This window comes from Xanthomonas euvesicatoria, from assembly GCF_013112235.1.
GTDB lineage: Bacteria > Pseudomonadota > Gammaproteobacteria > Xanthomonadales > Xanthomonadaceae > Xanthomonas > Xanthomonas euvesicatoria.
Map to the genome: position 1 here is coordinate 626,801 of NZ_JABFFS010000001.1, position 24,490 is coordinate 651,290.

26 protein-coding genes are annotated in these 24,490 nt (G+C 65.5%); 20 read left to right on the plus strand and 6 right to left on the minus strand.

Going from position 1 to position 24,490, the window contains the following annotated elements; all coding sequences use genetic code 11:
- Window positions 1-479: 479 nt before the first annotated feature.
- The 8 genes from HLH45_RS02715 to HLH45_RS02750 all read left to right on the plus strand — a co-directional run bounded on the left by HLH45_RS02715 (window position 480) and on the right by HLH45_RS02750 (window position 6,230).
- Window positions 480-761, plus strand: a complete 282-nt coding sequence (locus HLH45_RS02715) for a hypothetical protein (protein WP_003486531.1) — start codon at window positions 480-482, stop codon at window positions 759-761.
- A gap of 43 nt (window positions 762-804) precedes the next feature.
- Window positions 805-1,080 (plus strand): hypothetical protein, encoded by a 276-nt coding sequence (locus tag HLH45_RS02720; RefSeq protein ID WP_008574808.1) that lies wholly within the window; start codon window positions 805-807, stop codon window positions 1,078-1,080.
- 75 nt (window positions 1,081-1,155) lie between these two features.
- Window positions 1,156-1,749, plus strand: coding sequence for a DUF4142 domain-containing protein (locus tag HLH45_RS02725; protein ID WP_081397847.1), 594 nt, complete (start codon window positions 1,156-1,158; stop codon window positions 1,747-1,749).
- A gap of 206 nt (window positions 1,750-1,955) precedes the next feature.
- Complete coding sequence (locus tag HLH45_RS02730; protein ID WP_008574803.1) at window positions 1,956-2,843, plus strand: TIGR01777 family oxidoreductase; 888 nt, start codon at window positions 1,956-1,958, stop codon at window positions 2,841-2,843.
- Between the two features lie 146 nt (window positions 2,844-2,989).
- On the plus strand, window positions 2,990-3,655 hold the full coding sequence (locus tag HLH45_RS02735) for a response regulator transcription factor (protein ID WP_008574802.1): 666 nt from the start codon (window positions 2,990-2,992) through the stop codon (window positions 3,653-3,655).
- Window positions 3,652-4,836 carry an ATP-binding protein gene (locus HLH45_RS02740; protein WP_008574800.1) on the plus strand — a complete coding sequence of 395 codons (1,185 nt, stop codon included), beginning with the start codon at window positions 3,652-3,654 and terminating at the stop codon, window positions 4,834-4,836. Before HLH45_RS02735 ends, HLH45_RS02740 begins: the two co-directional genes overlap by 4 nt.
- A gap of 376 nt (window positions 4,837-5,212) precedes the next feature.
- Window positions 5,213-5,503 carry a hypothetical protein gene (locus tag HLH45_RS02745; RefSeq protein ID WP_008574798.1) on the plus strand — a complete coding sequence of 97 codons (291 nt, stop codon included), beginning with the start codon at window positions 5,213-5,215 and terminating at the stop codon, window positions 5,501-5,503.
- A gap of 64 nt (window positions 5,504-5,567) precedes the next feature.
- The gene (locus tag HLH45_RS02750; protein ID WP_008574796.1) at window positions 5,568-6,230 is read left to right on the plus strand and encodes a DUF3313 domain-containing protein; all 663 of its coding nucleotides are present in this window, start codon (window positions 5,568-5,570) and stop codon (window positions 6,228-6,230) included.
- Between the two features lie 278 nt (window positions 6,231-6,508).
- Here the strand turns inward: HLH45_RS02750 and HLH45_RS02755 are convergent, their stop codons facing one another.
- Window positions 6,509-7,360 carry a histidine biosynthesis protein HisIE gene (locus HLH45_RS02755; RefSeq protein WP_008574794.1) on the minus strand — a complete coding sequence of 284 codons (852 nt, stop codon included), beginning with the start codon at window positions 7,358-7,360 and terminating at the stop codon, window positions 6,509-6,511.
- 243 nt (window positions 7,361-7,603) lie between these two features.
- On the opposite strand from HLH45_RS02755, the gene HLH45_RS02760 reads away from it, so the two are divergent.
- The 7 genes from HLH45_RS02760 to HLH45_RS02790 all read left to right on the plus strand — a co-directional run bounded on the left by HLH45_RS02760 (window position 7,604) and on the right by HLH45_RS02790 (window position 14,332).
- A complete protein-coding gene (locus HLH45_RS02760; protein WP_005914355.1) occupies window positions 7,604-9,040 on the plus strand; it encodes a Do family serine endopeptidase in 1,437 nt (478 codons plus the stop codon).
- A gap of 116 nt (window positions 9,041-9,156) precedes the next feature.
- On the plus strand, window positions 9,157-9,519 hold the full coding sequence (locus HLH45_RS02765) for a hypothetical protein (protein WP_008574792.1): 363 nt from the start codon (window positions 9,157-9,159) through the stop codon (window positions 9,517-9,519).
- A 3-nt stretch (window positions 9,520-9,522) separates the two neighbouring features.
- A complete protein-coding gene (locus HLH45_RS02770; protein ID WP_008574791.1) occupies window positions 9,523-10,008 on the plus strand; it encodes a phage holin family protein in 486 nt (161 codons plus the stop codon).
- Window positions 10,005-10,388 carry a hypothetical protein gene (locus HLH45_RS02775; RefSeq protein WP_008574790.1) on the plus strand — a complete coding sequence of 128 codons (384 nt, stop codon included), beginning with the start codon at window positions 10,005-10,007 and terminating at the stop codon, window positions 10,386-10,388. The genes HLH45_RS02770 and HLH45_RS02775 overlap by 4 nt, the downstream gene beginning before the upstream one ends.
- A 587-nt stretch (window positions 10,389-10,975) precedes the next feature.
- The gene (locus HLH45_RS02780; protein WP_029820624.1) at window positions 10,976-12,082 is read left to right on the plus strand and encodes an AI-2E family transporter; all 1,107 of its coding nucleotides are present in this window, start codon (window positions 10,976-10,978) and stop codon (window positions 12,080-12,082) included.
- A gap of 100 nt (window positions 12,083-12,182) precedes the next feature.
- Entirely contained in the window at window positions 12,183-12,920 is a 738-nt protein-coding gene (locus HLH45_RS02785) for an HAD family hydrolase (protein WP_008574788.1), read from the plus strand.
- 41 nt (window positions 12,921-12,961) lie between these two features.
- Entirely contained in the window at window positions 12,962-14,332 is a 1,371-nt protein-coding gene (locus HLH45_RS02790) for a leucyl aminopeptidase family protein (RefSeq protein WP_008574787.1), read from the plus strand.
- Between the two features lie 55 nt (window positions 14,333-14,387).
- Here the strand turns inward: HLH45_RS02790 and HLH45_RS02795 are convergent, their stop codons facing one another.
- Window positions 14,388-15,140, minus strand: a complete 753-nt coding sequence (locus HLH45_RS02795) for an anti-sigma factor family protein (RefSeq protein WP_008574786.1) — start codon at window positions 15,138-15,140, stop codon at window positions 14,388-14,390.
- Window positions 15,137-15,652, minus strand: coding sequence for an RNA polymerase sigma factor (locus HLH45_RS02800; protein ID WP_008574784.1), 516 nt, complete (start codon window positions 15,650-15,652; stop codon window positions 15,137-15,139). Before HLH45_RS02800 ends, HLH45_RS02795 begins: the two co-directional genes overlap by 4 nt.
- Before the next feature lie 160 nt (window positions 15,653-15,812).
- Here HLH45_RS02800 and HLH45_RS02805 point away from each other — a divergent pair, with 160 nt between their 5' ends.
- On the plus strand, window positions 15,813-16,904 hold the full coding sequence (locus tag HLH45_RS02805) for a catalase family peroxidase (protein WP_011348897.1): 1,092 nt from the start codon (window positions 15,813-15,815) through the stop codon (window positions 16,902-16,904).
- The gene (locus HLH45_RS02810; protein ID WP_008574781.1) at window positions 16,901-17,443 is read left to right on the plus strand and encodes a cytochrome b; all 543 of its coding nucleotides are present in this window, start codon (window positions 16,901-16,903) and stop codon (window positions 17,441-17,443) included. Before HLH45_RS02805 ends, HLH45_RS02810 begins: the two co-directional genes overlap by 4 nt.
- Before the next feature lie 224 nt (window positions 17,444-17,667).
- Here the strand turns inward: HLH45_RS02810 and HLH45_RS02815 are convergent, their stop codons facing one another.
- The 3 genes from HLH45_RS02815 to HLH45_RS02825 form a co-directional block, all read right to left on the minus strand.
- On the minus strand, window positions 17,668-18,456 hold the full coding sequence (locus HLH45_RS02815) for a ThuA domain-containing protein (protein WP_008574780.1): 789 nt from the start codon (window positions 18,454-18,456) through the stop codon (window positions 17,668-17,670).
- Window positions 18,457-18,679: 223 nt separating this feature from the next.
- Window positions 18,680-19,282 carry a response regulator transcription factor gene (locus tag HLH45_RS02820; protein WP_008574779.1) on the minus strand — a complete coding sequence of 201 codons (603 nt, stop codon included), beginning with the start codon at window positions 19,280-19,282 and terminating at the stop codon, window positions 18,680-18,682.
- An 84-nt stretch (window positions 19,283-19,366) separates the two neighbouring features.
- A complete protein-coding gene (locus HLH45_RS02825; RefSeq protein ID WP_033478900.1) occupies window positions 19,367-20,542 on the minus strand; it encodes a sensor histidine kinase in 1,176 nt (391 codons plus the stop codon).
- A 460-nt stretch (window positions 20,543-21,002) separates the two neighbouring features.
- On the opposite strand from HLH45_RS02825, the gene HLH45_RS02830 reads away from it, so the two are divergent.
- From HLH45_RS02830 to HLH45_RS02840, 3 genes are all read left to right on the plus strand, one after another.
- The gene (locus HLH45_RS02830; protein WP_008574774.1) at window positions 21,003-22,247 is read left to right on the plus strand and encodes an efflux RND transporter periplasmic adaptor subunit; all 1,245 of its coding nucleotides are present in this window, start codon (window positions 21,003-21,005) and stop codon (window positions 22,245-22,247) included.
- A gap of 376 nt (window positions 22,248-22,623) precedes the next feature.
- Window positions 22,624-23,313 (plus strand): ABC transporter ATP-binding protein, encoded by a 690-nt coding sequence (locus HLH45_RS02835; RefSeq protein WP_033478895.1) that lies wholly within the window; start codon window positions 22,624-22,626, stop codon window positions 23,311-23,313.
- Between the two features lie 12 nt (window positions 23,314-23,325).
- Entirely contained in the window at window positions 23,326-24,486 is a 1,161-nt protein-coding gene (locus tag HLH45_RS02840; protein ID WP_008574771.1) for an ABC transporter permease, read from the plus strand.
- The last annotated feature ends 4 nt before the right edge of the window (window positions 24,487-24,490 follow it).

Here is a 24,490-nt window from a genome sequence, read left to right on the forward strand (position 1 = left end):
ATGCCACCACACGCGCGCTTCAGGTGTGCCGCTTGCATGATGCGGCTTAGGGCTACGGGTCTCGCTGTCCTGCATCCTGGGTACTCTCGCTCCATTACGTCGCCGCCTACCTTAATGATCAGACGTTACACAGGTGTGGAGCGGTTCAGAATCTTCCGTGAAATGCGGCATTGCGAAAGCGATTTTGCCCGATCGGCGATCACCTGCCTGGTGTGATCAGGCCACGTTGCAGTCGTGACATCGAAACGCATGCGAGACCAACGCGTCGCTTCGACCACACGGGTTCAAACGCGTCACTTGGTACGCATTGACCACATGCACGCACCTGCATGCATTGCGTGTAGATGCACTCGAACAATCTGACCAGTTAAGCGTGCAATGCACCGAAGTGCTGCAATGGTCGGGTTCGATGATCAATCGTTGACATACCCGCAGTTACTCTGCAGGTCAAGTTTGTTTATACCGGAACACCCCAAGTCATGAGCAGAGATCCATCCGTCATCGATGTACAGGCCGAAATCGCGCATTGGCAGGCGCGGCATGCCCAGGGCAACCTCGGCGCAGGCAAGTTCAGCGAGTTGTCCCCGGTGGTGAAAATGGCCTGCGATATCTACCTGCAAGCCCCGCGTTCGAGCGACCAGGAACGTCTGCGCCTATTTCGGGACCGCTTGGAGCACCACTTCATTTCATCCAGCACACAGTCCAACTACGAACAATTGGCAACCGATTGCTGGCAGCGCTTGGGCGCGCGCAATAGTTGAGTCCGCAGTATCGAGCAACATCTGTTTTTCATTGGAGATCGTCATGAAAACCCCGTATCAAGTGCAGCAGGAGCTGGAACGACTGGAGCGGTTGGTACCGCACATCGTCAGCGACCAGGGCGACCGCGCGGAGGAAATCCTTGGCTTCCACGTGGCCAGTCTGTTGGGTAGCGCGCCGATCAGCGAACATGCGCTGATTCGCGAACGCACCGCTCGCATGGCACGTACCTGCCGCAGTGCGCAGGACGCCGTGCGCGCACCCAAGGCGCCCGCCAGACCATTGGGCATGGCGCCCGTTGCCCAGCCGCAGTGGGCCTGACCGACCTCCCCGGAGCCGCCTAGCGGCTCCTTTGCATTCCACCCCCGGCAATTGCCGATTCATTCCAGGATCTTCATGAAAGTCACGCTTCTCACCGCTTCGCTGTTGGCCATGCTCTCTCTGACTGCCTGCGACCGCCCCGGCGGCGATGCTTCGCGCACCGCGCCAGCGGTGTCGCCCGAGCCGACGGCTGCGCCCGTCAGCGGAAGCGGCGCGACCGAGCTGGCCAAGGGCGATGGCGCGGTGCTGGGCGTGCTGGCTGCGATCGACGACAACGAGATCGCACTTGCCAATCAGGCCATCGAACAGGATCTGGGCGGTGCCACCGGCGAGTTCGCGCAGCAGATGCTGCACGACCACGAGGCCAACCTTGAAAAGACCAAGTCGCTTGGCGCAACCGAGAGCCCGCGCGCGCAGGCCGTACGTGCCAAGGGCAAGGCGGCAGTGGAAGCGCTGTCCAAGACGCTGACCTTGCCTGACGGCAAGGATGCCTACCGCAATGCATTCATGCGCAACATGGTCATCGACCATGGCGACACCATCAAGATCATCGATTCGGAACTGCTGCCCGCCGCCGAAAGCGCGCCGGTCAAGCAACATCTGGAAGAGACGCGTCGCGTGGTCTCGGCGCATTTCGAACGCGCCCACGCGGTGTCTTCGTCCAAGTAAGCAGCCGATCAGGCGCTTGCCCTGCAAACGCGCCGGCCAGTCCCGCGCGTTTGCGTTGGGTGGACAGCACATGCGGCTGTCCTCGAGGTCGTTGGGCCACGCCGCAGGCTGACCCTGCAGCGCACGGCCGCATGCGCGCGCTAGCTTCACCTCGCTTGGCGTGATCCTGGCCTATCGTGCCGCATCGATTCGGCCAGGAGCCCTCCATGCATCTGCTCATCACCGGCGGCACCGGCTTCATTGGCCAGGCCCTGTGCCCGGCATTGCTGCAGGCCGGCCATCAGGTCAGCGTGCTGACCCGCGACCCGCACCGCGCCAAGCGCATCCTGCCCGGCACGGCCGCCGTGCATACGCTGGATGGAGTGCAGGCCGATGCGGTCATCAACCTGGCTGGCGAGCCGCTGGCCGCCGGCCGCTGGACCGATGCCCGCAAGCAGCGCTTCCGCCAATCGCGCCTGGGCATCACGCGCCAATTGCATGACTGGATTGCGCAGCAGCCGGCCGCACAACGCCCCTCGGTGCTGATTTCCGGCTCGGCCGTGGGCTACTACGGCGAACGTGGCGATACGGCGTTGACCGAGGCCGAGCCCGCCGGCGATGACTTCTCTGCCCTGCTGTGCCGCGACTGGGAAGCCGAAGCCAACACCATCGCCGCACTCGGCCCGCGGGTGAGCTGGGTGCGCACCGGGATCGTGCTGGATCGCGATGGCGGCGCACTGGCCCGCATGCTGCCGGCATTTCGATTCGGCGGCGGTGGGCCGTTCGGCGATGGCCGGCACTGGATGAGCTGGATCCACCGCGCCGATATGGCTGCGCTCCTGCTGTGGCTGCTGCAGCACGGCCAACCCGGCGCCTACAACGCCACCGCGCCCAATCCGGTGACCAATGCCGACTTCGCGCGCACGCTGGCGAAGGTGCTGCACCGCCCCGCCCTGCTGGCGCTGCCGGCCGGCGTGCTGCGGCTGGGCTTCGGCGAGATGGCCGACCTGCTGCTGATCAGCCAGCGCGTGCTGCCGCAACGCGCGCTCGATGCCGGCTTCCGCTTCCAGTACCTGCACCTGGACGCTGCGCTGCGCGCCATTCTGCAGCGCTGAGCGGCGGCCAGGGCCTGACCAGACGGGATCGAACGGCATGCATGGCCTGGCCTGCATGCGGTTTGGCCATGCCCTAATATTTGCCCAAACTTCATCACCGACAGTGCTGCGGATCTCGGACTGGCCCTGCGCACGGCAGAACACCTATGCATCTGCTCCTCGTCGAAGACGACACCATGCTGGCCAGCGCCATCTGCGAGGGTGTGCGTCAGCAGTCATGGACCATCGATCATGTCGGTCATGCCAATGCCGCCAAGACGGTGCTGGTGGACCACCGCTACAGTGCGGTATTGCTGGATATCGGCCTGCCGGGCGAGTCCGGGCTGAGCGTGATCCGTTTCATGCGCAGCCACTACGATGCCACCCCGGTGATCGCGCTGACCGCGCGTGGCCAGCTCACCGACCGCATCCGCGGCCTGGATGCCGGCGCCGACGATTATCTGGTCAAGCCGTTTCAGTTCGACGAGCTGATGGCACGGCTGCGCGCGGTCACCCGGCGCAGCCAGGGCCGCGTGGTGCCCCTGCTCAGCCACGGCGACGTCTGCATGGATCCGGGCAGCCGCAAGGTCACCAAGGACGGTAAATGGGTGGCGCTGAGCGCACACGAATATCGCCTGCTGCTGGCGTTGATGGAACGTGCCGGACGCGTGGTCACCAAGGATCAGCTGGAAGAAGGCGTCTATGGCGGCCCGTCCGAAGGCGGCAGCAACATGATCGCGGTGTATGTGCACCAGTTGCGGCGCAAGCTGGGCGATGCGCTGATCTCCACCGTCTACGGCCAGGGCTACATGGTCGGAAAGACCCCGGAATGAAGTCGCTGCAGGCACGCATGCTGGCGGCGCTGGCCGCGATCGTTCTGCTGAGCTGGTCCACCTCGCTATGGATCCTGGTCGCACTGGTCACCCAGGGTCAGCACAGCGTGTTCGAACAGGAACTCAACCTGCTCGGCGATCGACTGATCGCCACCTTGCCCGACGCGCTCCAGCACCGCTTCGATACGCAGACAGAGGCGCCCGGCGCGGCAGCCACGTCGACCCCGATCGGCAACCCATCCTCGCGCATGAGCGTCAAGCAGACCCTGATTGCCGTGGTACTCAACACCGTGCAATTGGGCATCCTGGGGCTATTGATGTGGTGGGCCGTGCGGACCTCGCTGGGGCCGCTACGCGCCCTGTCCGGCGCCATCGCGCAACGTACCGGCCTGGATACCGAGCCGGTGCCGCTGGCACAGGCGCCCGACGAAGTCCGCCCGTTGATCGCCTCGTTCAACACCTTGCTGGCGCGGGTGGAACAAGCCGTCCAGGCCGAGCGCGATTTCGTCGCCGATGCCGCGCACGAACTGCGCACCCCGCTCTCGGCACTGCATGCCTACGCCGAGGTCGCATTGCGCGCGTCCACACCGGAGGCCAAGGACGCCGCGCTGGGTCAACTGCTGGAAACCGCGCGGCGCAGCAACCGGCTGGCCGAACAATTGCTGGATCTGGCGCGACTGGATGCCGGCATCAGTTCAGCCGCCTATCATCAAGTCGAAATGGGCGAGCTGATCTCGCATGTGCTGGACGAATTCAGCGTGCAGGCCGACGCACGCCAGCTGCAGTTACAGGTTGAGGCATCGCCCTGCCTGCTGCGTTGCGATGTGGATGCAGTGGGCATTCTGATCCGCAACCTGGTCGACAACGCCATCCGCTATGGCCGCCTGCATGGCAAGGTGGAAGTGAGCTGCGGCTATTGTGTGCGCGCTGACGTACTGCACCCGTTCCTGCAGGTCAGCGATGACGGCCCCGGCGTGCCCGAAAGCGCGCAGGCTTCTATTTTCGAGCGGTTTTATCGCGTGCCCGGCAGCGCGGTACAGGGCAGTGGCATCGGATTGTCGCTGGTCGCCGGCATTGCGCGCCTGCACGGAGCAACGATCGAAGCCGGCGACGGCAACGATGGACGCGGCCTCTGCGTGCGCGTGGTGTTTGCCGGCAACCGCCCTGCCGGCGCGGCCTGAAGCCGCCTGCGCTGCAGCGCGAGAGCACTACGATATGCGGCCAACCAAACGACGGCGCAACCACAGGCTGGCGCGGCGAGTGCGCGGTGCGCGATGGACCAGCAGGGGTACGTGAAATGCGCGACTGCGCACGCACACACCCAGCGCCCAGCGCGCAGCGCGAGACGGCCCATCTGACGCGTACATCGCGGCTCCCGAGCGCCGTCCACACCACCTGCTCGCTACATTTTGGTGGTCGCTCTAATGCCGACACCATTGCGTGCTGCAAAGAAATGTCGCGCTTTCGCCAAGCGGTGCGTTCGTCGCGTTGATCCAATAAGTTCCCAAAATCGCTTGCCTACAGTGCACTCACCGCACGCATCAAGGATGCCTGGTGATGCCTCATTCGATCCGTTTCACGCAACACTTCCCCACCGCGCCGTCGCTGCCGGTCGGGCAGTGCGCTGCCAACGACCCCGTCGCTGCGCATCCGCTGCCACGGCCTCTCGCGCCGGAATTTCGCTGCGGCTCTGCCGGCACGCGCAACCGCGACATCTGGTGCGCGTTGCCGGATATCCGCAGCGCGCGCGCTGCCCGCCGCCTGCAGCACCTGGCCAGGCGCGGCGTGTTGTTCACTGCCGCAACGGCCGTTCTGGCCTTGGCCGCTGCCAGCGTTCTACTGCACTGAACATCAGGTCACGCCAGCGCGCTGGAACTGCGCCCACTCGCCTTCTTCCACCAGGTAGTTCTCCATGTCGACTTCTTTCTTCGTTCGATACTGCGCACTCGCCGTCGTCAGCGTCAGCCTGATCGGCTGCGCCAGCACCCGCCCCACGCCCTATCGCCAACTGCCATCTTCGAGCTACCTGCGCCCGCACGATGGCAGCCGCGGCGGCCGCATGCCGTACGCGTATCACGGCCAGGTCGATTGGTCGCGGTATCGCACCGCATTGGTCGAGCCGGTGCGCATTTACCGCGGCGCGGACGCGCAATTCGAAGGGGTACCCGAGCAGGACAAACGCATGCTCGCCGATCTCATGCAACGCGAGTTCGGCGACGCGATTGGCCAGCGCTGGCAGCCCACCACCGCCATCGGGCCCGACACCTTGCGTGTGCGGCTCACCTTGACCGGCGCCAAACCCAGCAAGCGGGTGCTCGGCACCTTCATGAAGGTCGATATCGGAGGCGGCGCCTACAATGCCGTGCAGGCCGCGCGTGGCAAGGAGGGCGCATTCTCCGGCTCGGTCAGCTATGCGGTGGAAATCTTCGACGCGTCAAGCGATCGCCTGCTGGCGGCCTATGTCGAAAAGCAGTACCCCAACGCAATGAACATCAAGGCCAGCCTTGGTGCTTATGACGCGGCCAAGGCAGGGATCGGCCTGGGTGCGCAACAGTTGGTCGATGGCATGCGCTAGGCCCTGCTCCTTTTATTGCATGCGCGATGCCTGTGCGTATCGGAGTGCGCGCACGCGATACGTTCGGGCAATCCTCTCGCGCAGTGCAGGGTTATCAGGGTGTTGGCTGCAGACGGGGAGCGCTGGCCAAAGCCGCTGCAACAAAAACGCCGACGCTGTGGAACAGCGCCGGCGTCTTCACCATTGCCCAGGGTCGGTGACACCTATCGCGTGCGTTGCACGCCTTCCAGGCTACCTGGCGACCCGCACATCGCACCCTGCGCCGCAGCGTGACAACCTCAGCGCGTGACGCGCTTTGCCGCTTTCTTGCCCACTGCCTTGCGCGCGGCGGTGGTCTTTGCCACGGCACGCGTGGCCGGGGTCTTGGTCACCTTGGCGGCTTTCTTCAGCGCGGTCTTGGTCACGGCCTTCTTGAGCGGGGCCTTCTTCACCGCGGCCTGCCTGGTCGCGGTTTGCTTGGCGACCGGCGCCTTCTTTGTTGCAGGCTTGACCAACGTCTTCGTCGCTGCCGCCGGCTTGGCCCCTACCTTCTTCGCTGCCTTCTTCGCCGCCGTGCGTGCGTTCACCGTTGCGACGGCGGTCTTGCGTGCGGCGCTCTTGGCAGCCGTCTTGGCACTCAATGCGGCCGCTTCGGCCTTGGCATTGGCCTTGGCGGTTTCCAGCTTGCGCCTGGTAGTGGCCTTGGTGTCGGTAATCTTCTTCCTGGCCGCGGCACTGGTGCTGCTCAACTTCTGCTTGGCGGCCTGCGTGGTCGAGGTCAACGTTTGCTTGGCCGCGTCCTTGGTGGCGGTGAGCTTCTGCTTGGCGGCTTCCCTGGTGGCGACCAGCTTGTCCTTGGCAGCGTCCTTGGTGGCCGCCAGCGAGCGCTTGGTCTTGGCCACGCTGCGTTTCACTGCGGTGGCCGCAGTGCCGGCGTTCTTGGCCACGTTCTTTTCGACCTTGACCACCGCCTTGCGCGCTTTGGCCACCTGCGTCTTGACCTCTTCCACCGCCGTGCCTGCGGCCTCCTGCACGCTGGCGACCGCCTCGCTGGCGGTGCTGGCGATGGTCTCGGTCAATTCGGTGGCGGTGCTTTTTACGCTATCGACGGCGTCGGACAGGGTTGCCGTTACGCCATTGCCGTTGCTCATAGACCCTCCTTAAGGGCGTCAGTGCGGGAAACTCAGGCGATGCGCGACCGCACGCAACATGCTGAACAGGCATCGGATCAAGCGGACGCTACGCCCGGCCCGTCGGGCTGTCAACGCAATCAGGGCAAGGGATGTGCGGCACTTTCACCGGCAGTTAAATTGCGCGCAGGCACTCTCGTTCAGCTTGATTTACGCAGTCAGACGCCCTATTCCTCATCCACCGCGTAACCCGGAATCCGTTCCATGCGACCGCTGCCTACCCTGCTGACTCTTTCGCTGGCCGCTGCCTTCGGCGGATTTGCCGCCACCGGCATCAACGCCTGGCTGGACAATCGCGCCGAAGCCACGCCCCCCAGCAATGCCGCCTTTACCCTGCCGACGGCCGCCGCGTTGCCGGCTGCGGTGGCCGGCCAGCCAGTGCCATCGCTGGCGCCGATGCTGCAGCAGGCCATGCCCGCGGTGGTGAGCGTGAACACCAAACAAGTGGTGCGCGTCCGCAACCCGTTCTTCAATGACCCGATCCTGCGCCGGCTGTTTCCGCAGGTGCCGCAGGACCGCATCAACGAATCGCTGGGTTCGGGCGTGATCATCGATGCGCAAAAAGGGTACGTACTGACCAATCACCACGTCATCGAAAACGCCGACGACGTGCAGGTGACGCTCGGCGACGGACGCACGGTCAAGGCCGAGTTCATCGGCTCCGATGCCGATACCGATATTGCGCTGATCCGCATCAAGGCCGACAACCTCACCGATATCAAACTGGCCGACAGCAACGCGCTACGCGTGGGCGATTTCGTGGTGGCCATCGGCAACCCGTTCGGCTTCACCCAGACCGTCACCTCCGGCATCGTCTCGGCGGTGGGACGCAGCGGAATTCGCGGCTTGGGCTATCAGAATTTCATCCAGACCGACGCCTCGATCAACCCCGGCAACTCCGGCGGCGCGCTGGTCAACCTGCAAGGCCAGTTGGTGGGCATCAATACCGCCAGCTTCAATCCACAGGGCAGCATGGCCGGCAATATCGGCCTTGGGCTGGCGATTCCGTCCAACCTGGCGCGCAATGTCGTCGAGCAATTGGTGACCAAGGGCGTGGTGGTGCGCGGCACGCTCGGCCTGGAAACCCAGAACCTCACCCAGCAGATGTTGCAGGGCCTGGGCGTGGATTCGTTGCGCGGTGCCTTGGTGACACGGGTGTTGCCGGGCTCCGCAGCGGCGGCGGCAGGCGTGCAACCGGGCGATGTCGTGGTAGCGGCCAACGACCAGCGCGTGGACAGCGCCGAGGCGCTCCACAATTACGAAGGCCTGCAGGCGGTTGGCAGTGCGGTCACCCTGGACATCCGTCGCGATGGCAAGCCGCTCAAGCTCAAGGCCACGCTGAAAGAGCAGGACCGCGCCGTCACCGGCGACATGCTGGACCCGCGCCTGACCGGCGCGACCTTCGTCGATCTCCCCGAATCGCTGCGTCAGTCAGGCATCACCGGGGTGATGGTGAGCGAGGTCAAACGCGGCGGTCGCGCTGCCGCCAACGGCCTGGTCGCCGGCGATGTGATCGTGGCCAGCAGCGTGGGCGAGTTCGCCGACCTTGCCAGCTGGCGGGCCAATTTCCAGCGTAAACCGCAGCAGCTTGTCGTGCGCATCCTGCGTGGCAACGCGCAGTACGACGCGCTGATGCGTTGACGCGATGTGTACCGGGCGTTGCTTCCACTAACGCCTCCTACACCCCCCCGATGCTATTGCTACTGCTCGACCGCACGTGAGTGGCGGCTGCCATCAATGACCGAAGGAGATATCGCATGAGCCCCACCAATACCGATCAGCTGAAGGAAAACCTGAGCGAAGCCGGCACCCACCTGAAGTCGGCAGCGAGCGCCGCTGGCGAAGCAGTCAGGGGCGCCACCAGCGCCGCTGGCGATGAGCTCAAGCTCGGTCGCGCCAACGTCAAGGCCGAGCTGTCCGACACCGCGCTGGCCGGCATGGCCGCTGCCGAGTTCGGCGGTGCCGCTGCCAAGGAGCAGATGGATGTCCTGGTTGCCAAGGGCAACGATCTGCTGGAAAGCGCCACCGATCTGATCCGCGAGCGTCCGCTGGCTGCCTTCGGCGTTGCCTTCGCCGCTGGCTGGGTCATCGCCAAGCTGGCACGCAGCAACGACAACTAAGTCGTGAGCGATCAGGCCTCTCCCGCTGCCGGAACCGACGCGCCAGACGCAAGCGCGCAGACGCCAGGACTGGACGAAAGCGTACGTGCGGTCGGCGCAGCCGGCCGTGCAGCGCTGGGCTCGGCCAAGGACACCAGCCGCGCCTTGCGCCGGCTGGTGTCGGCCGATCTGCAACTGGCACGCAGCGCATTCGGGCGTGGCCTGGCCTGGGCCTGCGTGGCCGTGGTGTTCGGCGCCTCGTCGTGGTTGCTGCTGGCCGGTGCCATCATCGCCCTGCTGCAACGTGCCGGGTTGTCGTGGTTCCAGGCGATGTTTTTCACTGCGTTGGCGAGTCTGTTGGTGACCGGCATCGCGGCATGGCGCGTGTTTTTCTACTTCGACCACACCGGCATGAATGCAACGCGCCGTCAGCTCATCAAACTGGGAATTTTCGACGACCCGAGCAAGGACGATGACGCGGCAACCTCTGCCAGTGGAGCACGCCCATGAAGTTTGGAACCTTGCGTCAACGCGTCGAACGTGCCGAGTTTCTGGTCGAAGGACGCGCGCAAGAAACGCGCCTGCACTGGAGCGAACTCCGCCGGACCTGGCGTGCCGGGTGGTCGCCTCTGCGGATCGTGACGGTGGGCTTCGGGCTCGGCTTTGTCACCGGCCGCAACGAACCGCAGGCGGCATTGGGCAGCATCGCCAGCAAGCTTGGCGGTATTCCCAAGCTTCTGCAGATGATCAGTACCATCTCTGCGCTGTTCACTGCGCACCGTGCGCAGGAGGCCTCCGAGCAGGCCGAACGTGCGGCAGACAATGCCGAGGAAGTTGCAGCCGACCCGCCAGTGACCGTGGTGCAGGTCCCGGCCGATCGCGCCGCCTGAGCGCGGACGGTATTCACGGCGGCTAGCGCTTTGCCAGGCCGCCGTCGAGAGTAGCGGATTGCCTGTGCAAGGCATCGACATACCAGTGCCGCTTTGAAGAGGTGCGACCGCCGCGTGGTCCTGGCGCTGCATTCTGATCCCGGCGCTGCATGCAGTCCGCGCGTGCTGTGCTGGGTGACTGCTGGAAAGACCGCTGCACGACGGGCCCGCAATGCTGGCATCCGCGCTGTCTATTTCCGCTGGATAACTGCTCGCTGCGAAGGCTGACGGATATCAGCGCTGAAATGCGGGAATCGTGCGACGAATGGTCCTTTCCTCGCCCAGAGCGCTGACGCCTGACCACCAATTCCGCACGGCATGCGTGCTGTCGCAGTCAGTAGCATGCGGCAGGATCCTGCGGTCACTGGCAATCCCACTTCGACAACCGACTCTACGCCCCGCGACCTGCACAGGGGCGCTGCTGCCGAGTCCGCCAGACTAGCGTTGGTTCGCTGACATCCTGCCCACAGGCTCTGTGCGCGCCGTTGACGCATTGCGCCGATAATGGCGCACCGCTGGCAGCACGCCAGTCTGCTGCCAGGGCGCGCATGTCTCTTCCCGTCGACTCACCGGATGCCGTTACCGCGGCAGATTCGCTTCCGCCCGCACCGGCGCCCCGCCCGCGCGCGCCGGCCTCGCTGGTGGTGCTGGCCACGCTCGCCGTTGGTTACACCCTCTGGGCAGCGCAGACGATCATCCTGCCGATCATGCTGGCCGCGTTTTTCGCGCTGATCGGCAACCCCATCCTGCGGGGTCTGCGCAAGCTGTACATCCCGCGGTTTCTCGGCGCCTTGCTCATCCTGTGCCTAGGCCTGGCCGGCACCGTCACGTTGGCCACGCAATTGGCCGGCCCTGCCGCCGAATGGGTGCAACAGGCACCACGGCAGATGCGCCAGATTGCGCGCGATGTGCGCGATCTCACCAAGCCGGTGATGCAAGCCAACCAGGCAGCGGAAAACTTTGCACGCGCGGCCGGTGGCGAAGGCCAGCGCGGCGTGCAGATCGTTCGCACGCAGATGGACGACCCTTACAAGGCGCTGGTCCGCACGCCCAAGCTGGCGGCTTCGGTGCTGGCGGTGGTGCTGCTGACGTTCTTCTTCATGGTGTATGGCGAAAGCCTGCAACGGCATGCGATCGCCTTGCTACCGAACCGGCAGCAGCAACGGTTCACCACCGAGATCATGCTGGACATCGAGCGCGAGGTCTCGCGCTACGTGCTCACCATCAGCGTGATCAACACCCTGGTCGGGCTGGTATTTGCCGGCATTTTGTCTGTGCTGCAGATTCCGCTGCCCGAAGCGATCCTGTGGGGAACGGTGGTCGCATTGCTGAATTTCGCACCGTATGTCGGCCCGTTGATCGGCGTGATGCTGATGCTGCTGATGGGTTTTGTGGAATTTCGCACCACCTTGTCCTCGCTGCTGCCGGCGATCCTGTACCTGGCCCTGCACACGATCGAAGGCCAGGTGGTGACGCCGATCGTGCTGGGCCGACGCATGGCGATCTCGCCGCTGATGCTGATCCTGGCGCTGATGCTGTTCGGCTGGCTGTGGGGCATGGTCGGCCTGCTGCTGGCGGTGCCGTTGCTGGTCTGCATCAAGATGGTGCTGAGCCGGGTGGACGGGATGCAGCGCTGGGCGCGGTTGCTTGAGTAGCCGCGAATGGGGAATCGGGAGTTGGGAATCGCAAGCGCAGAGGCGCTGCTCTACCCATTCTCGATTCCCGACTCTCCATTCCCGGCATTACAATCGTGCGATGAGCTTCCACATCCGCGCCATCACCCTCGACCTCGACGATACGTTGTGGCCCTTTGCGCCGATCGGGGCGCGGATCGATCAGGTGCTGTACGACTGGATGCGCGAGCACAGCCCGGTGACTGCCGAGCGCTTTCCGGTGGAGGCGATGCGCCAGTTGCGTGAGCGCAGCTTTGCCGACAACCCGCACCTGCATCACGACCTCAGCGCGCTGCGCCGATTGACGTTGGAAATGGCGTTGCGCGAGAGCGGCGGCGATCTGGCGTTGCTGGAGCCGGCCTACGAGGTGTTCTATGCGGCGCGTAACCAGGTGGAATGCTACCCGGATGCGCTCGACGCGCTGGCGCGCATTGCCGCCCATGTGCCGGTGGCCGCGCTCAGCAACGGCAATGCCGATTTGCAGCGCATCGGGCTGATGCACCACTTTGCGTTTCAACTGGGCTCGCGCGAACACGGCAGCGCAAAGCCCGACCCGAGCATCTTCCTGGCCGCCTGTGCCCGGCTCGAGGTGCCGCCTTCGGAAGTGCTGCATGTGGGTGACCACGTGCGCATGGACGTGCTGGGCGCGCTGGATGCCGGCCTGCGCGCCTGCTGGATCAATCGCGAGGGCGCGGTGTGGTCGCATCCCACCCAGCAGCCGGATCTGGAATTCGACAGCATGACCGGGCTGGCCGATTGGCTGGACGCGCAGCAGCCGCACCCAGGCCCGATGAACGCCGGCATCACCCTTCCCGCCTGAGCCACTCTGCGCGGCGCACGGCGCTGCACTCGAGGATTTCCATGTCGCACCTCACCGGTTTCACCGATCCCCATGCCGCAGCCTTGCCGCTGTATGTGCTCGACCGCGAGAACTTTACGCGCTGGTGCGCGGAGCAGCCCACCGGTGTGCTGTCGTGGGCGCAGGCACAGCGTTTCGATGCCGCGCCGGGCAGCGTGCTGTTGTTGCCGGGCGACAACGGGCTGGCCGGCGCGGTCCTGGGGATCGGCGACCGGGCCGATGCCTACGCCTACGCGCATGCGCCGATGGCCCTACCGCCGGCCAGCCGCTGGACGCTGGCCAACCCGCTGAGCGATGCCGAGCAGGCATTGCTGCATCTGGGCTGGGGATTGGGCGCTTATCGCTTTTCACGTTATCGCAAGGTGCCGCGCGCGCCGGCCGAACTGGCTGCAACGCCCTCGGCACAGACGCATGCACTGATCGAGGCGTGCCTGCGCGTGCGCGACTGGGTCAACACGCCCACCGAAGACATGGGCCCGCAGCATCTGGAAGAGGCCACACGCACGCTCGGACAGGCGCATGGCGCACAGGTCGATGCGATCGTCGGCGACGCGTTGCTGGCGCAGAACTTCCCCACCATCCATGCCGTGGGGCGCGCCTCGCATCGCGCGCCGCGACTGATCCAGTTGCAGTGGGGTGACACGGCGCATCCGCATCTGGTGCTGGTCGGCAAAGGTGTGTGCTTTGACACCGGCGGGCTGGATCTGAAGCCGGCCGATGGCATGCGCAACATGAAAAAGGACATGGGCGGCGCGGCGCATGCGTTGGCGCTGGCCGGTCTGGTAATGGCGCAGCAGTTGCCGGTGCGGCTGACGCTGCTGATTGCGGCAGTGGAGAACGCGGTGGGCCCGGATGCATTCCGCCCTGGTGAAGTGATCACCACCCGCGCCGGCGTGACGGTGGAAGTGGACAACACCGATGCCGAAGGCCGCCTGGTGCTGTGCGATGCGCTGAGCTATGCCACCGAGCAGCACCCGGATCTGATCCTGGATTTCGCCACGCTTACCGGCGCGGCACGCATCGCGCTGGGCCCGGACCTGCCGGCGCTCTTTGCCAACGACGATGCGCTGGCGCAGGCCTGGATCAGTGCCGGCGAACAGACCCGCGACCCGGTGTGGCGCATGCCGCTATGGCGCCCATACCTGCGTTATCTCAACAGCCATGTGGCCGACATGGCCAACGCCGGCTCGCGCATGGCCGGCGCCGTCACCGCCGCGCTGTATCTGGAACGCTTCGTGGCACCCGGCCGGCCGTGGGCGCATCTGGACGTCTACGCCTGGAATGACAGCGACCGTCCCGGCCGCCCCGCCGGCGGCGAAGCGCTGGCGCTGCGCTCGGCGTTCGCGATGCTGCAGCAACGCTACGGCGGCTGAGCGCGGGCAGCGCTGCAATCAGGCTGAGGCCGGCACAACACTGGCGCTGCGCTGGTCAGCCCTGGCGACGCAACAATGGCGCGATCGTGCGCATGCGTGTCTGCGTCGCGGGGCCGACCAGCGCGAATGCGGTGTCGCCTTCGGCCCAGTACTGCGCCAACAGCCGGCCATCGCGGCGCTCGCCGGTCGGCATCGGGCCGCTGCGTGGACGCAGATACAGGCCAATGCGTGCGCCGTCGGCATCGCTGTAGACCAGCATTGCGGCCGCGCCTTCCGGTGTGGACAGCAATTGCCCACCGCGCAACGTATACCCCTGCGCACGCAGATCCGGCACCACGCCTGCGTTGCCGAAATGCGTGCGCAACCACGGTTCCAACTCGGCGCGGCGCTGCACGTCCAACCCAACGCCCCGATGCGCGTCGGCATCGGCGAACAGGCGGTAGGCGGCCACTGCATCGGCCATCGGCACGCGTTGGCTGGCGATCCGGCTCGCATGCAGCTGCCAGCCCAGCCCGGTACCCAGGCCAAGTGCCAGCACGCAACTGGCGGCCACGGCAAACGCGGCACGACGGCGCTGTTGCAGGCCACGGCGAATCGCCGCAGGCGTGAAGGCTACGGCGCCAGTCTCCGCCATCAGGCCGGCGTGTGCGGCACGCAGCGCTTCGGCATCGCGCTTCCAGCCCGCCACGCGCGCGGCCTGGGCGGGATGTGCCTGCAGCCAGGCTGCCACTGCTGCATGTTGCTCCGGCGTCAGGCGGCCATCGACGTAGGCGTGCAGCGCGTGTTCGTCGGGCGGTATGGTGGTCATTTCAGGATCCTCAATGCAGGTGCGTGATTCACCTGGCCTTCGTTCACGGCACGCAGGCGTTCGCGCGCACGCGACAGGCGCGACATCACGGTGCCGATCGGGATGCCGAGGGTATCGGCCACTTCGCGATAACTGAAACCGTCCACGCTGACCAAGAGCAACAACGCGCGTTGTTCGGCCGGCAATGATGCAAGGCTGGCCAGCATGGCACGGCCGTCGTGCACCTGCTCAGCGGACGCGGATTGGCTGGGCTGCTGCGGCGCGAACAGGCCCACGACCCGCTGCCAGCGCGCGGCACGCCGCTGCCCATCCAGAAACTGCCGGTACAGGATGGCGAACAGCCAGGGCTGCAGGGCTTCGGCGGTATGCCGGGTGTGCCACCGCCGCAGCGCGCGCTCCAGTGTGGCTTGCACCAGATCGTCGGCGCTGGCGGGCTCGCCGCTCAGCGAGCGCGCAAAGCGGCGCAGTGCCGGCAGCACGGCGCGCAGTTGGTCATCGTCCAGAGCATCCATTGGCGGGCGTGGTGGTGGCATCACACGGTAGACGCACTGGAGCGTGGATTATTCCCCCGATCGGTGCGTGCCACCGTCGTTGGTGGACGAGGGAATAACGCGGCTCGCATGTCGTCTCACTCGTATCAACCACTCACAGTATCGACCACCGGAGCCAGCCATGACGTTGCCACCTCCCTCGCCCCCGCGCGCGCGCCGTCCCGTGCTGCCATTGTTGGGGATTGCCGCCATTGCCGGCGGCGTTGCGCTTGCGTTTGCCTGGACAGCCGGCTGGATCGGTGGCGACCGGCTCACTGCCGCGCGCATGACCGACACCATCGAATCCAGCGGGCCGCCGCATCCGGGCTTTCGCCGCGCGCATACCAAGGGGGTGTGCGTGAGCGGGCAATTCCAGTCCAGCGGCAAGGCCACCTGGCTGTCGTCGGCACGCATCTTCAGCCAGCCCAGCACGCCGGTGCTGGGGCGCATGTCCATCGGCGGCGGCGACCCGCACGGGCCGGACGGGCAGGCGCGCGTACGCAGCATGGCGCTGCTGTTGCGCAGCGACGATGGGCAGGAATGGCGCACGGCGATGAACAGCTTCCCGTTCTTCGTGGTCGCCACGCCGGCCGGCTTTCAGGCGCTCAACGTGGCCTCCAAGCCAGACCCGGCCACCGGCAAGCCGGACCCCGAAAAACTGGCGGCGTTCGGCAAGCAGTATCCGGAAGCGGCCAAGTTCCAGCAGTGGGCCAAGACTGCGCCGTGGTCGGACAGCTGGGCCAATACGCAATACAACGGCGTCAATGCGTTCCGCGCGATTGCCGCCGACGGACGCGAACGCTACATCCGCTGGTCGATGCGCCCGCATACGCCATTCAAGGAACTGAGCGCCGCGCAACGCAAGCAGGCCGATGGCGATTTTCTCGCCACCGACCTGGACGCGCGGCTGGCGCACGGGCCGCTGCGTTGGGACATGGTGCTGACCATCGCCGAGCCCGGCGATGCGGTGGACGACCCGTCGCAACCGTGGCCGGAACGCCGCAAGCAGATCGTGGCCGGCACGCTCTCGATCGAGCGTGCGCAGCCGCAGGCCACCGGCCCGTGTCGCGATCTCAATTACGACCCGTTGATTTTGCCCAAGGGCCTTGCCGCATCGAATGACCCGATTCTGGCAGCGCGCTCGTCGGTGTATTCGCAATCGTTCAACCGCCGCGAGCGCGAGATCGCCAACGGCACGGGCAGCGCCGCCACCGGCCAGGGAGCACGCCAATGAGCCGCCGTACCCACTTCAATCTGCCAGCGCGCGTGCTGCACTGGCTGATGGCCGCGATGATCCTGACCATGCTGTTCGTCGGCGTGGGCATGGTGGCCTCGGTGACGCAGCGGCCGTGGTTGATCGATCTGCATCGCCCGCTGGGCATCGCGATCCTGATCCTGGCGGTGCTGCGCCTGATCAACCGCCTGCGCCATCGCCCGCCGCCGCTGCCGGCTGATCTGCCGGCATGGCAAAGGGCTGCCGCGATTGCCTCGCATTGGCTGCTGTATGCATTGATGCTGGGCATGCCGTTGATCGGCTGGGCGATGCTGTCGGCCGGCGCCTACCCGATCGTGCTGTGGCCAGGCGCGAACCTGCCGGCGATCGCACCGCACGATCCTGCACTGTATGCCTGGCTGCGCAGCGCGCATGGCTGGCTGGCGTATCTGTTATTTGCCACCGTGCTGGGGCATCTGAGCGCGGCGTTGTTTCACGCCTGGATACGCCGCGACGGGGTGTTTTCCAGCATGGCGCGTGGAGAGCGGTCTGCGCGGTGATGGGGTCGCGGTTGATGGTGGGCTGACGCGGCTCGGCAGATGATCGGCACACAGTGGCAGCATGCAGTTCCTTCTCCCTGGGACATCGTCTGCCCTTCATGGGGAAGGAGGTGCCCCGCAGGGGCGGACGAGAATGCGGGTGCAGCCGATTGAAGTAGGCCCACGCGGCTGGCCTCGCCCGTCGCCTTACCCACCCCTCTCCCGCCGGGAAGAGGGGCTGGTGCCTAACGCTGGCGTTTTGTTTTGGCCGCTGGCGCCGATGATTCGATGCCCTTGCCGGTGGCCGCCCAATAGATCCCACCGTACAAGTGTTCCAGATAGCGTGGGTCGTTGTAGGCTTCGGCCAGATGGCCCAGCGCAGTGGCGAACACGCGGCCACCTTCGAAGTGGTGGTACCACGCCACCGGGTGCTGTTGGCCCATGCCCTTGGCGACCTGCCCTGGCCAGATCAAGGTGGGGTCATAACTGCGTTCGTCGACGGTAAGTAGCGTGACCAAGTCGTCGCTGTAGGGCGGATCGTATTCGTACCATTCGTCGCTCCATACCCAGCGCTTGGGCAGGCCGGCAGTGGCCGGGAAATTGGCGTCGGCCACATCCACCATCGCCGTTTGCATGTACGGATGGGTGCGGAACGAGCGGCCGATCATGTGGTCGTACCACTCCCATTCACCGCGCTTGATCGCAAAGGCCTTGTGCACCGCGACCACGCCGCCGCCGTTACGCACGTATTTTTGGAAGTTGGCCCGCTGCGCCGGGTCGAGATCGGTGGCCGGCGTATTGAGCAACACGATGGCCGCGTATTGCGACAGGTCGCCATCGAACGCCTTGGCATTCCACGCCCACACCATCTGGACATAATGCTTGCGCGCCATCGCTTCGAATTGCGGCTTGGCCACGGGGATATAGTCGTGGTGATACTGGTTGGGAATGGCAGCCACCAATATCTTGAATTGCTCGGCGGACGCATTGAAGGCGCATATCCATAGCAGGCCCGACAGCCACAGAGATTTCATGCATCGCTCGCCGTGTTTTTCGATGCTGTGCAGTGTACCTGGGTGCAAATCGCATGCCTTCGCACGCGTTTGGAATAGCTGCGGATTGGCGGATGAAGCAACCGATGCACCGTCGTCGATGGCGGCTTTGTAGTGCGTTCGCGTCGATTAGGCGCGGCGCACCTGCATGCAATCCCGCACCCCGAAAACGTCAGCTTCCCGCGCAAACCATCGACTGGCTGCACTACAACCAGCCCTTCTGCCGCGCCAGGCGGTAGGCTTCGATGCGATTGGCCACGCCCAGTTTGCCGATGCATTCGGACAGGTAATTGCGCACCGTGCCGTGCGAGAGCTGCAACTGCTGGGCGATCTCGCTGGCGGAGCGGCCTTCGCCGGCCAGCCGCAGCACAGTCCGTTCGCGTTCGCTCAAGGGGTCTGCTTCCACCCACGCATCGAGGGCCAGCTGCGGGTCGATCACCCGCCCGCCGCGGTGCACCTGCCGCAACGCATCGACCAGCTGTTCGGCCGGCGCATCCTTGAGCAGATACCCGGCCACGCCGGCATCCAGGGCACGGCGCAAAAATCCCGGACGCGCGAACGTGGTGACGATCATGACCCGTACCGGCAACGCCTGGCGCTGGATCCGCTGCGCCAGTTCCAGCCCGGTCAGGCCAGGCATCTCGATATCGGTGACCAGCACGTCCGGCTGCAGGCGCTGCAGTTCGCGCCACGCGCTTTCGCCATCGCCGGCGCTGCCGACCACCGCAATATCGTCCTCCAGTCCGAGCAAGGCCACCAGCGCGCCACGCAGCAAGGCTTGGTCTTCCGCCAACAACACCCGGATCATCGGTCGCGCTCGCATGCATGCAACGGTTGCGCACGATAACAGCGCCGACGCATGCCGTGCACTTGGCAGCGCAACCAGGGCGCGTTAGAGCGGCTGCGGCATCACCGGCGGCGTTGCGGGGACAACCGCAGGCCGCGGCAACGGCACACTGGCGCGCAATCGCATGCCGCGCGGCAAGGCCTGCACATCCAGCGCGCCACCCAGGCCGTGCAGGCGTGCGCGCATGCCGTCCAGGCCGTTGCCCGGCACGATCACGCCGCCGCGGCCGTCGTCGGTGATCTCCAGCACGGCCTGATCGCCGTGCGCGCGCAGTTGCACACGCACGCGTCTTGCCTGCGCGTGGCGCTGCACATTGGTGGCCGCCTCGCGCACCACCAGCGCAAGCGCGGTTTCGTGCTCGGGCGGCAAGGCCAGCGGCTCCAGCTGTTGCTCCAGCGCAATGCCGTCCAGGTCCAGCAGCACCCGCGCCGATGCCAGTTCGGCAACCAGGCCGGCAGCACGGATGCCGGTGACCGCGCGCCGTACCTGCGCCAACGCATCGCGCGAGACCTGCGCCACCGCGTCGATCTCGTTGCGTGCGGCCTGCGGGTCGCGCTCGATCAGGCGCGCAGCCAGATCGGATTTGAGCGCCACCAGCGACAAGGTATGGCCAAGCAGATCGTGCAGGTCGCGGCCGATGCGCTCGCGTTCGGCAGTGGCCGCCAGACGACGAACTTCGTCCTGCGACAAGCGCAGCAACGCGTCCTTGCGTTCGTTGATGCTGTACACCGCGCCCACGGCGGCCATGCCCAGTACCGTCACCGGCATCCACACCAGCGCCTGCATGCTCAACCCGAGCCAGTGCGCCCAGCTCAGGTACAACGCGTTCATCAGCAGCAACATCGCAAAGTGCCGCCACAACCCAGGCCGCGTGGAGGGACGCAAGCTCAGGCAGGCAAAGATGAAGTAGCTGATGCCCGACGAATACACCGGCAACAAGGCAGCACTCATCACCGCCATCGCCCAGGCGTAGCGATACAAGGTGCCGCGTGGCGCCAGCAACATGCGTGCGTACAGCAGCAGGAAAACCGGATACGAAAGCAGCGTGCACAACAGCCAGGTCCTGTCGTAGCCCCGCGCAGAAAACACCGGCACCACGAATACCCAGGCCGACCACAGCAAGTGCACGCTGTCCATCCACGGCGATTGGCCCTGCGCGAGCCGCGCGGCAACCTGCGAACTGGCGGCGGGGCGAAGCCATGCGGGAAACCGGAGGCGCATCAGCAAAGGTCCGTGTGGATGAGCGGATTCTGCCACTGCCGGGCCCGCCTGCGTGCGGCTGCGTGCGGCTGCGTGCAGGACGATACGGGTGAGCGGCCTCATGCATGCTCCCGGTGCTTGCTGCGATGCGATCGCCCACCGGGGTTGCGATTGGCCTGCGCAAGCGCAAGCCAGATACGTGCAGTCTGCAAATGCGAAGGAAAGCATGCCGTTAGCGGATTGCCGGAGGAGCCGCCAGCATGGCCTGCCGCAGCGCTGGTGCACCAGTTGCCGGTGTCATGGCGTGCAGATGACAGCTGTCACTGGTGAGCGCGCCGTGCTGACTGCATGCTGCGCACCAGCTGGCGGTGGCATCGGCGCATCGACCGTTTGTCGCCGCACCGCAGTTGGTGACTTCCGGCAGCTTGCGGCATCGCCTGTAGACCGTCACATTTCGCGCAGCCTTCCGTCCTGGTCATCGATGAACACTTCCGCCGATCTGCTCAAGCAACTCCGCATCGACCGCCAGCGCCCTGCCACGCCGCCGCCCGCCCGCCGTACCGGCTGGATCCTCGCCGCAGTGATCCTCGTCATCGTGCTGGCCGCCGCCGCGTGGTGGTTCACGCGCCGCCCGGTGGTGCAGGTGCAGACCGCGCCGGTGGTGGCGATCAGCGCCGGCAGCAGCAGCGCATCGGTGCTGGACGCCTCCGGCTATGTGGTGGCACGACGCATGGCCACGGTGTCGGCGCAAGTCACCGGCAAGGTGCGCGAGGTGATGATCGAAGAAGGCATGCGCGTCGAACAGGGCCAGGTGATGGCCACACTCGACCCGCTCGATGCCGATGCGCAGCGCAGCTTGTCGGCCTCGCAGTTGTCGGCCGCACGCAGCCAGGTCGACAACATGCAGGCGCAACTGGCAGTAGCCAACGCCGACGCCACGCGCCTGCAGTCGTTGGTGGGTGCGCAGCTGGTGTCGCGCTCGCAATACGACCAGGCCATTGCGCAGCGCGATGCCTTGCGCGCCCAGCTGCAGAACGCGCAGCGCAATGTGCAGGTCGCCTCCGACCAACTGGCCATTGCCGGTATCCGCTCTGACTTCAACGTGGTGCGCGCGCCGTTTGCCGGCGTGGTGACGGCCAAGGCAGCGCAGCCGGGCGAAATCGTCTCGCCGTTGTCGGCCGGCGGCGGATTCACCCGTACCGGTATCGGCACCATCGTGGACATGGAATCGCTGGAAATCGAGGTGGAAGTGGGCGAGTCCTACATCGGCCGCGTGCAACCCAAGATGCCGGTGGAAGCAGTGCTCAACGCCTACCCGGAATGGAAGATTCCAGGCGAGGTCATCGCCATCATCCCCACCGCCGACCGCGGCAAGGCCACGGTGAAAGTGCGCGTGGCGCTCAAGGTCAAGGACCCGCGCATCGTGCCGGAGATGGGTGTCCGGGTCAGCTTTCTGGAGCAGGCCAAACCGCAGCAAGCAGCCAAGCCGCAGGGCGTGCGCGTCCCGGCCGCCGCACTGGTGGAGCGCGACACGCGCACGGTCGCGTTCGTGGTCGGCGAGCACAACACCGTCAGCGCGCATGCCGTCGCCACCGGCATGGTGATGGGCGAAGACAGGCAGGTGCTCTCCGGCCTGGCCGCAGGCGACAGTGTGGTACTGAATCCGCCGCAAACCTTGAAGGATGGCGACAAGGTGACCGAAGCAGCGCCGGACGCTGCCGAATAACGCACAACCAACACAGCGCAGGCGGTCACCACTCAGGGGAATACGGAAAGCGCGTTTGATGGAAACGGCAGCGACGTAAGCGCCTGCGTCGCGCTGCGAGGGAACGCCGGTGAAATCCAGTAACGCGGTATCGGCTGTGCTTGCGCATCTGCAGTTGCGATGTTCGTCGATATCTCAGCCGCTGTCGTCGCAGGCACGTTTCAGGCATCGGCAGCGTGCGCCGCACAGGTGTCGCCACAGCAACCGATGCCTTTGCCTGCACTCGCCCCATCGCTTCATCGCATTTCAGCTCATCGTGTTACTGCAGTGCCGCACCACATCCGCAGTCGCTCTGCGCACTGCTGTCACCTCTTCCATCGCACCGCCAGGAGTTGCCATGTCCGCTCTCGTCAGTTTGCGCAACATCACCAAGACCTACCAACGCGGCCCCGAGCAGGTGCAGGTGCTGCACGGCATCGATCTGGACATTGCCAGCGGCGACTTCGTCGCACTGATGGGGCCGTCTGGCTCCGGCAAGACCACCTTGCTGAACCTGATCGGCGGGCTGGACAGCCCCAGCGGCGGCGAGATCGAGATCGAAGGCGAGCGCATCGATCGCATGAGCGGCGAGCAGCTGGCGACCTGGCGCAGTCACCACGTCGGTTTCGTGTTCCAGTTCTACAACCTGATGCCGATGCTCACCGCGCAGAAGAACGTGGAGCTGCCGTTGCTGCTCACCTCGCTCAATGCCGCCCAACGCAAGCGCAATGCCGAGATCGCATTGACCCTGGTCGGCCTGCAGGAGCGTCGCAACCACAAGCCCAGCGAATTGTCCGGCGGCCAGCAGCAACGCGTGGCGATCGCGCGCGCGATCGTCTCCGATCCCACCTTCCTGATTTGCGACGAACCCACCGGCGATCTGGACCGCCACAATGCCGAAGAAATCCTGCGCCTGCTGCAGGAGCTCAATCGCGAACACGGCAAGACCATCGTGATGGTCACCCACGACCCCAAGGCCGCCGAATATGCCACCCACACCATCCATCTGGACAAGGGCGAGCTGGCCGATGCGCCGCTTGCACTGTAAGGGAGCGCTGCCATGAAGTATCTCTCGCTGGTATGGGCGCAGTTGTTCCGCAGCAAGACCCGCACCTTGCTGACCTTGCTCTCGGTGGTCGCGGCGTTTTTATTGTTCGGCATGCTCGATTCGGTGCGCGTGGCCTTTACCTCCGGCGGCAGCGTCAGCGGCGTGGACCGGCTGGTGGTGGCATCGCGCTTGTCGATCACCCAATCGCTGCCGATCAATCTGGAAAACCAGATCCGCAGCGTGCCGGGCGTGCGCGATGTGACCTCGGCAATGTGGTTCGGCGGCATCTACCGCGACCCGAAGAACTTTTTCCCGAATTTTTCGGTGGCGCCCAATTTCTTCGATGTGTACAGCGAATACCAGTTGCCCAAGGACCAGCTCAAGGCGTTCCAGACCACACGCACCGGCGCGATCGTTGGCGAAAGCCTGGCCAAGGAAAATGGCTGGAAGATCGGCGACACCATTCCGCTGCAGGCCACCATCTTTCCGCGCGGCGGCAGCAACGACTGGCCGCTGCAACTGGTCGGCATCTTCCGCATGAAAGACCGCACCGTGGCCGCCAACCAGGAACGCCAGTTGATGATGAACTGGAAGTACTTCGACGAGTCCAACGACTACATCAAAAGCAGGGTAAGTTGGTACACGGTGACGCTGCGCAACGCCGACCAGGCATCGCGCGTGGCGCAGGCCGTCGATGCGTTATCGGCCAACTCCGACCATGAAACCAAGTCGCAGACCGAATCGGCATTTCAGCAAGCCTTCGTCAAGCAGTTTGCCGATATCGGCTTGATCGTCACCTCGATCATGGCCGCGGTGTTTTTCACCTTGCTGCTGCTGACCGGCAACACCATGGCACAGGCCGTGCGCGAGCGGATTCCGGAGCTGGCCACGCTCAAGACGCTGGGCTTTCAGGACCGCACCGTGCTGAGCCTGGTGATGGTGGAGTCGATGTTGCTGATCGGCCTGGGCGGGCTGATCGGCATGGGGCTGGCGGCGCTGGTGATCCCGGCGGTTGCAGCGCGCAGCGGCGGCCTGATGCCGACCCAGACCGTGCCGCTGCAGACCTGGCTTGTCGCGGTCGGGCTGATGGCCGGCATCGGCATCGTGGTGGGTGTGCTGCCGGCATTACGCGCGCAGCGCTTGAAGATCGTCGATGCACTCGCCGGCCGCTGACAGG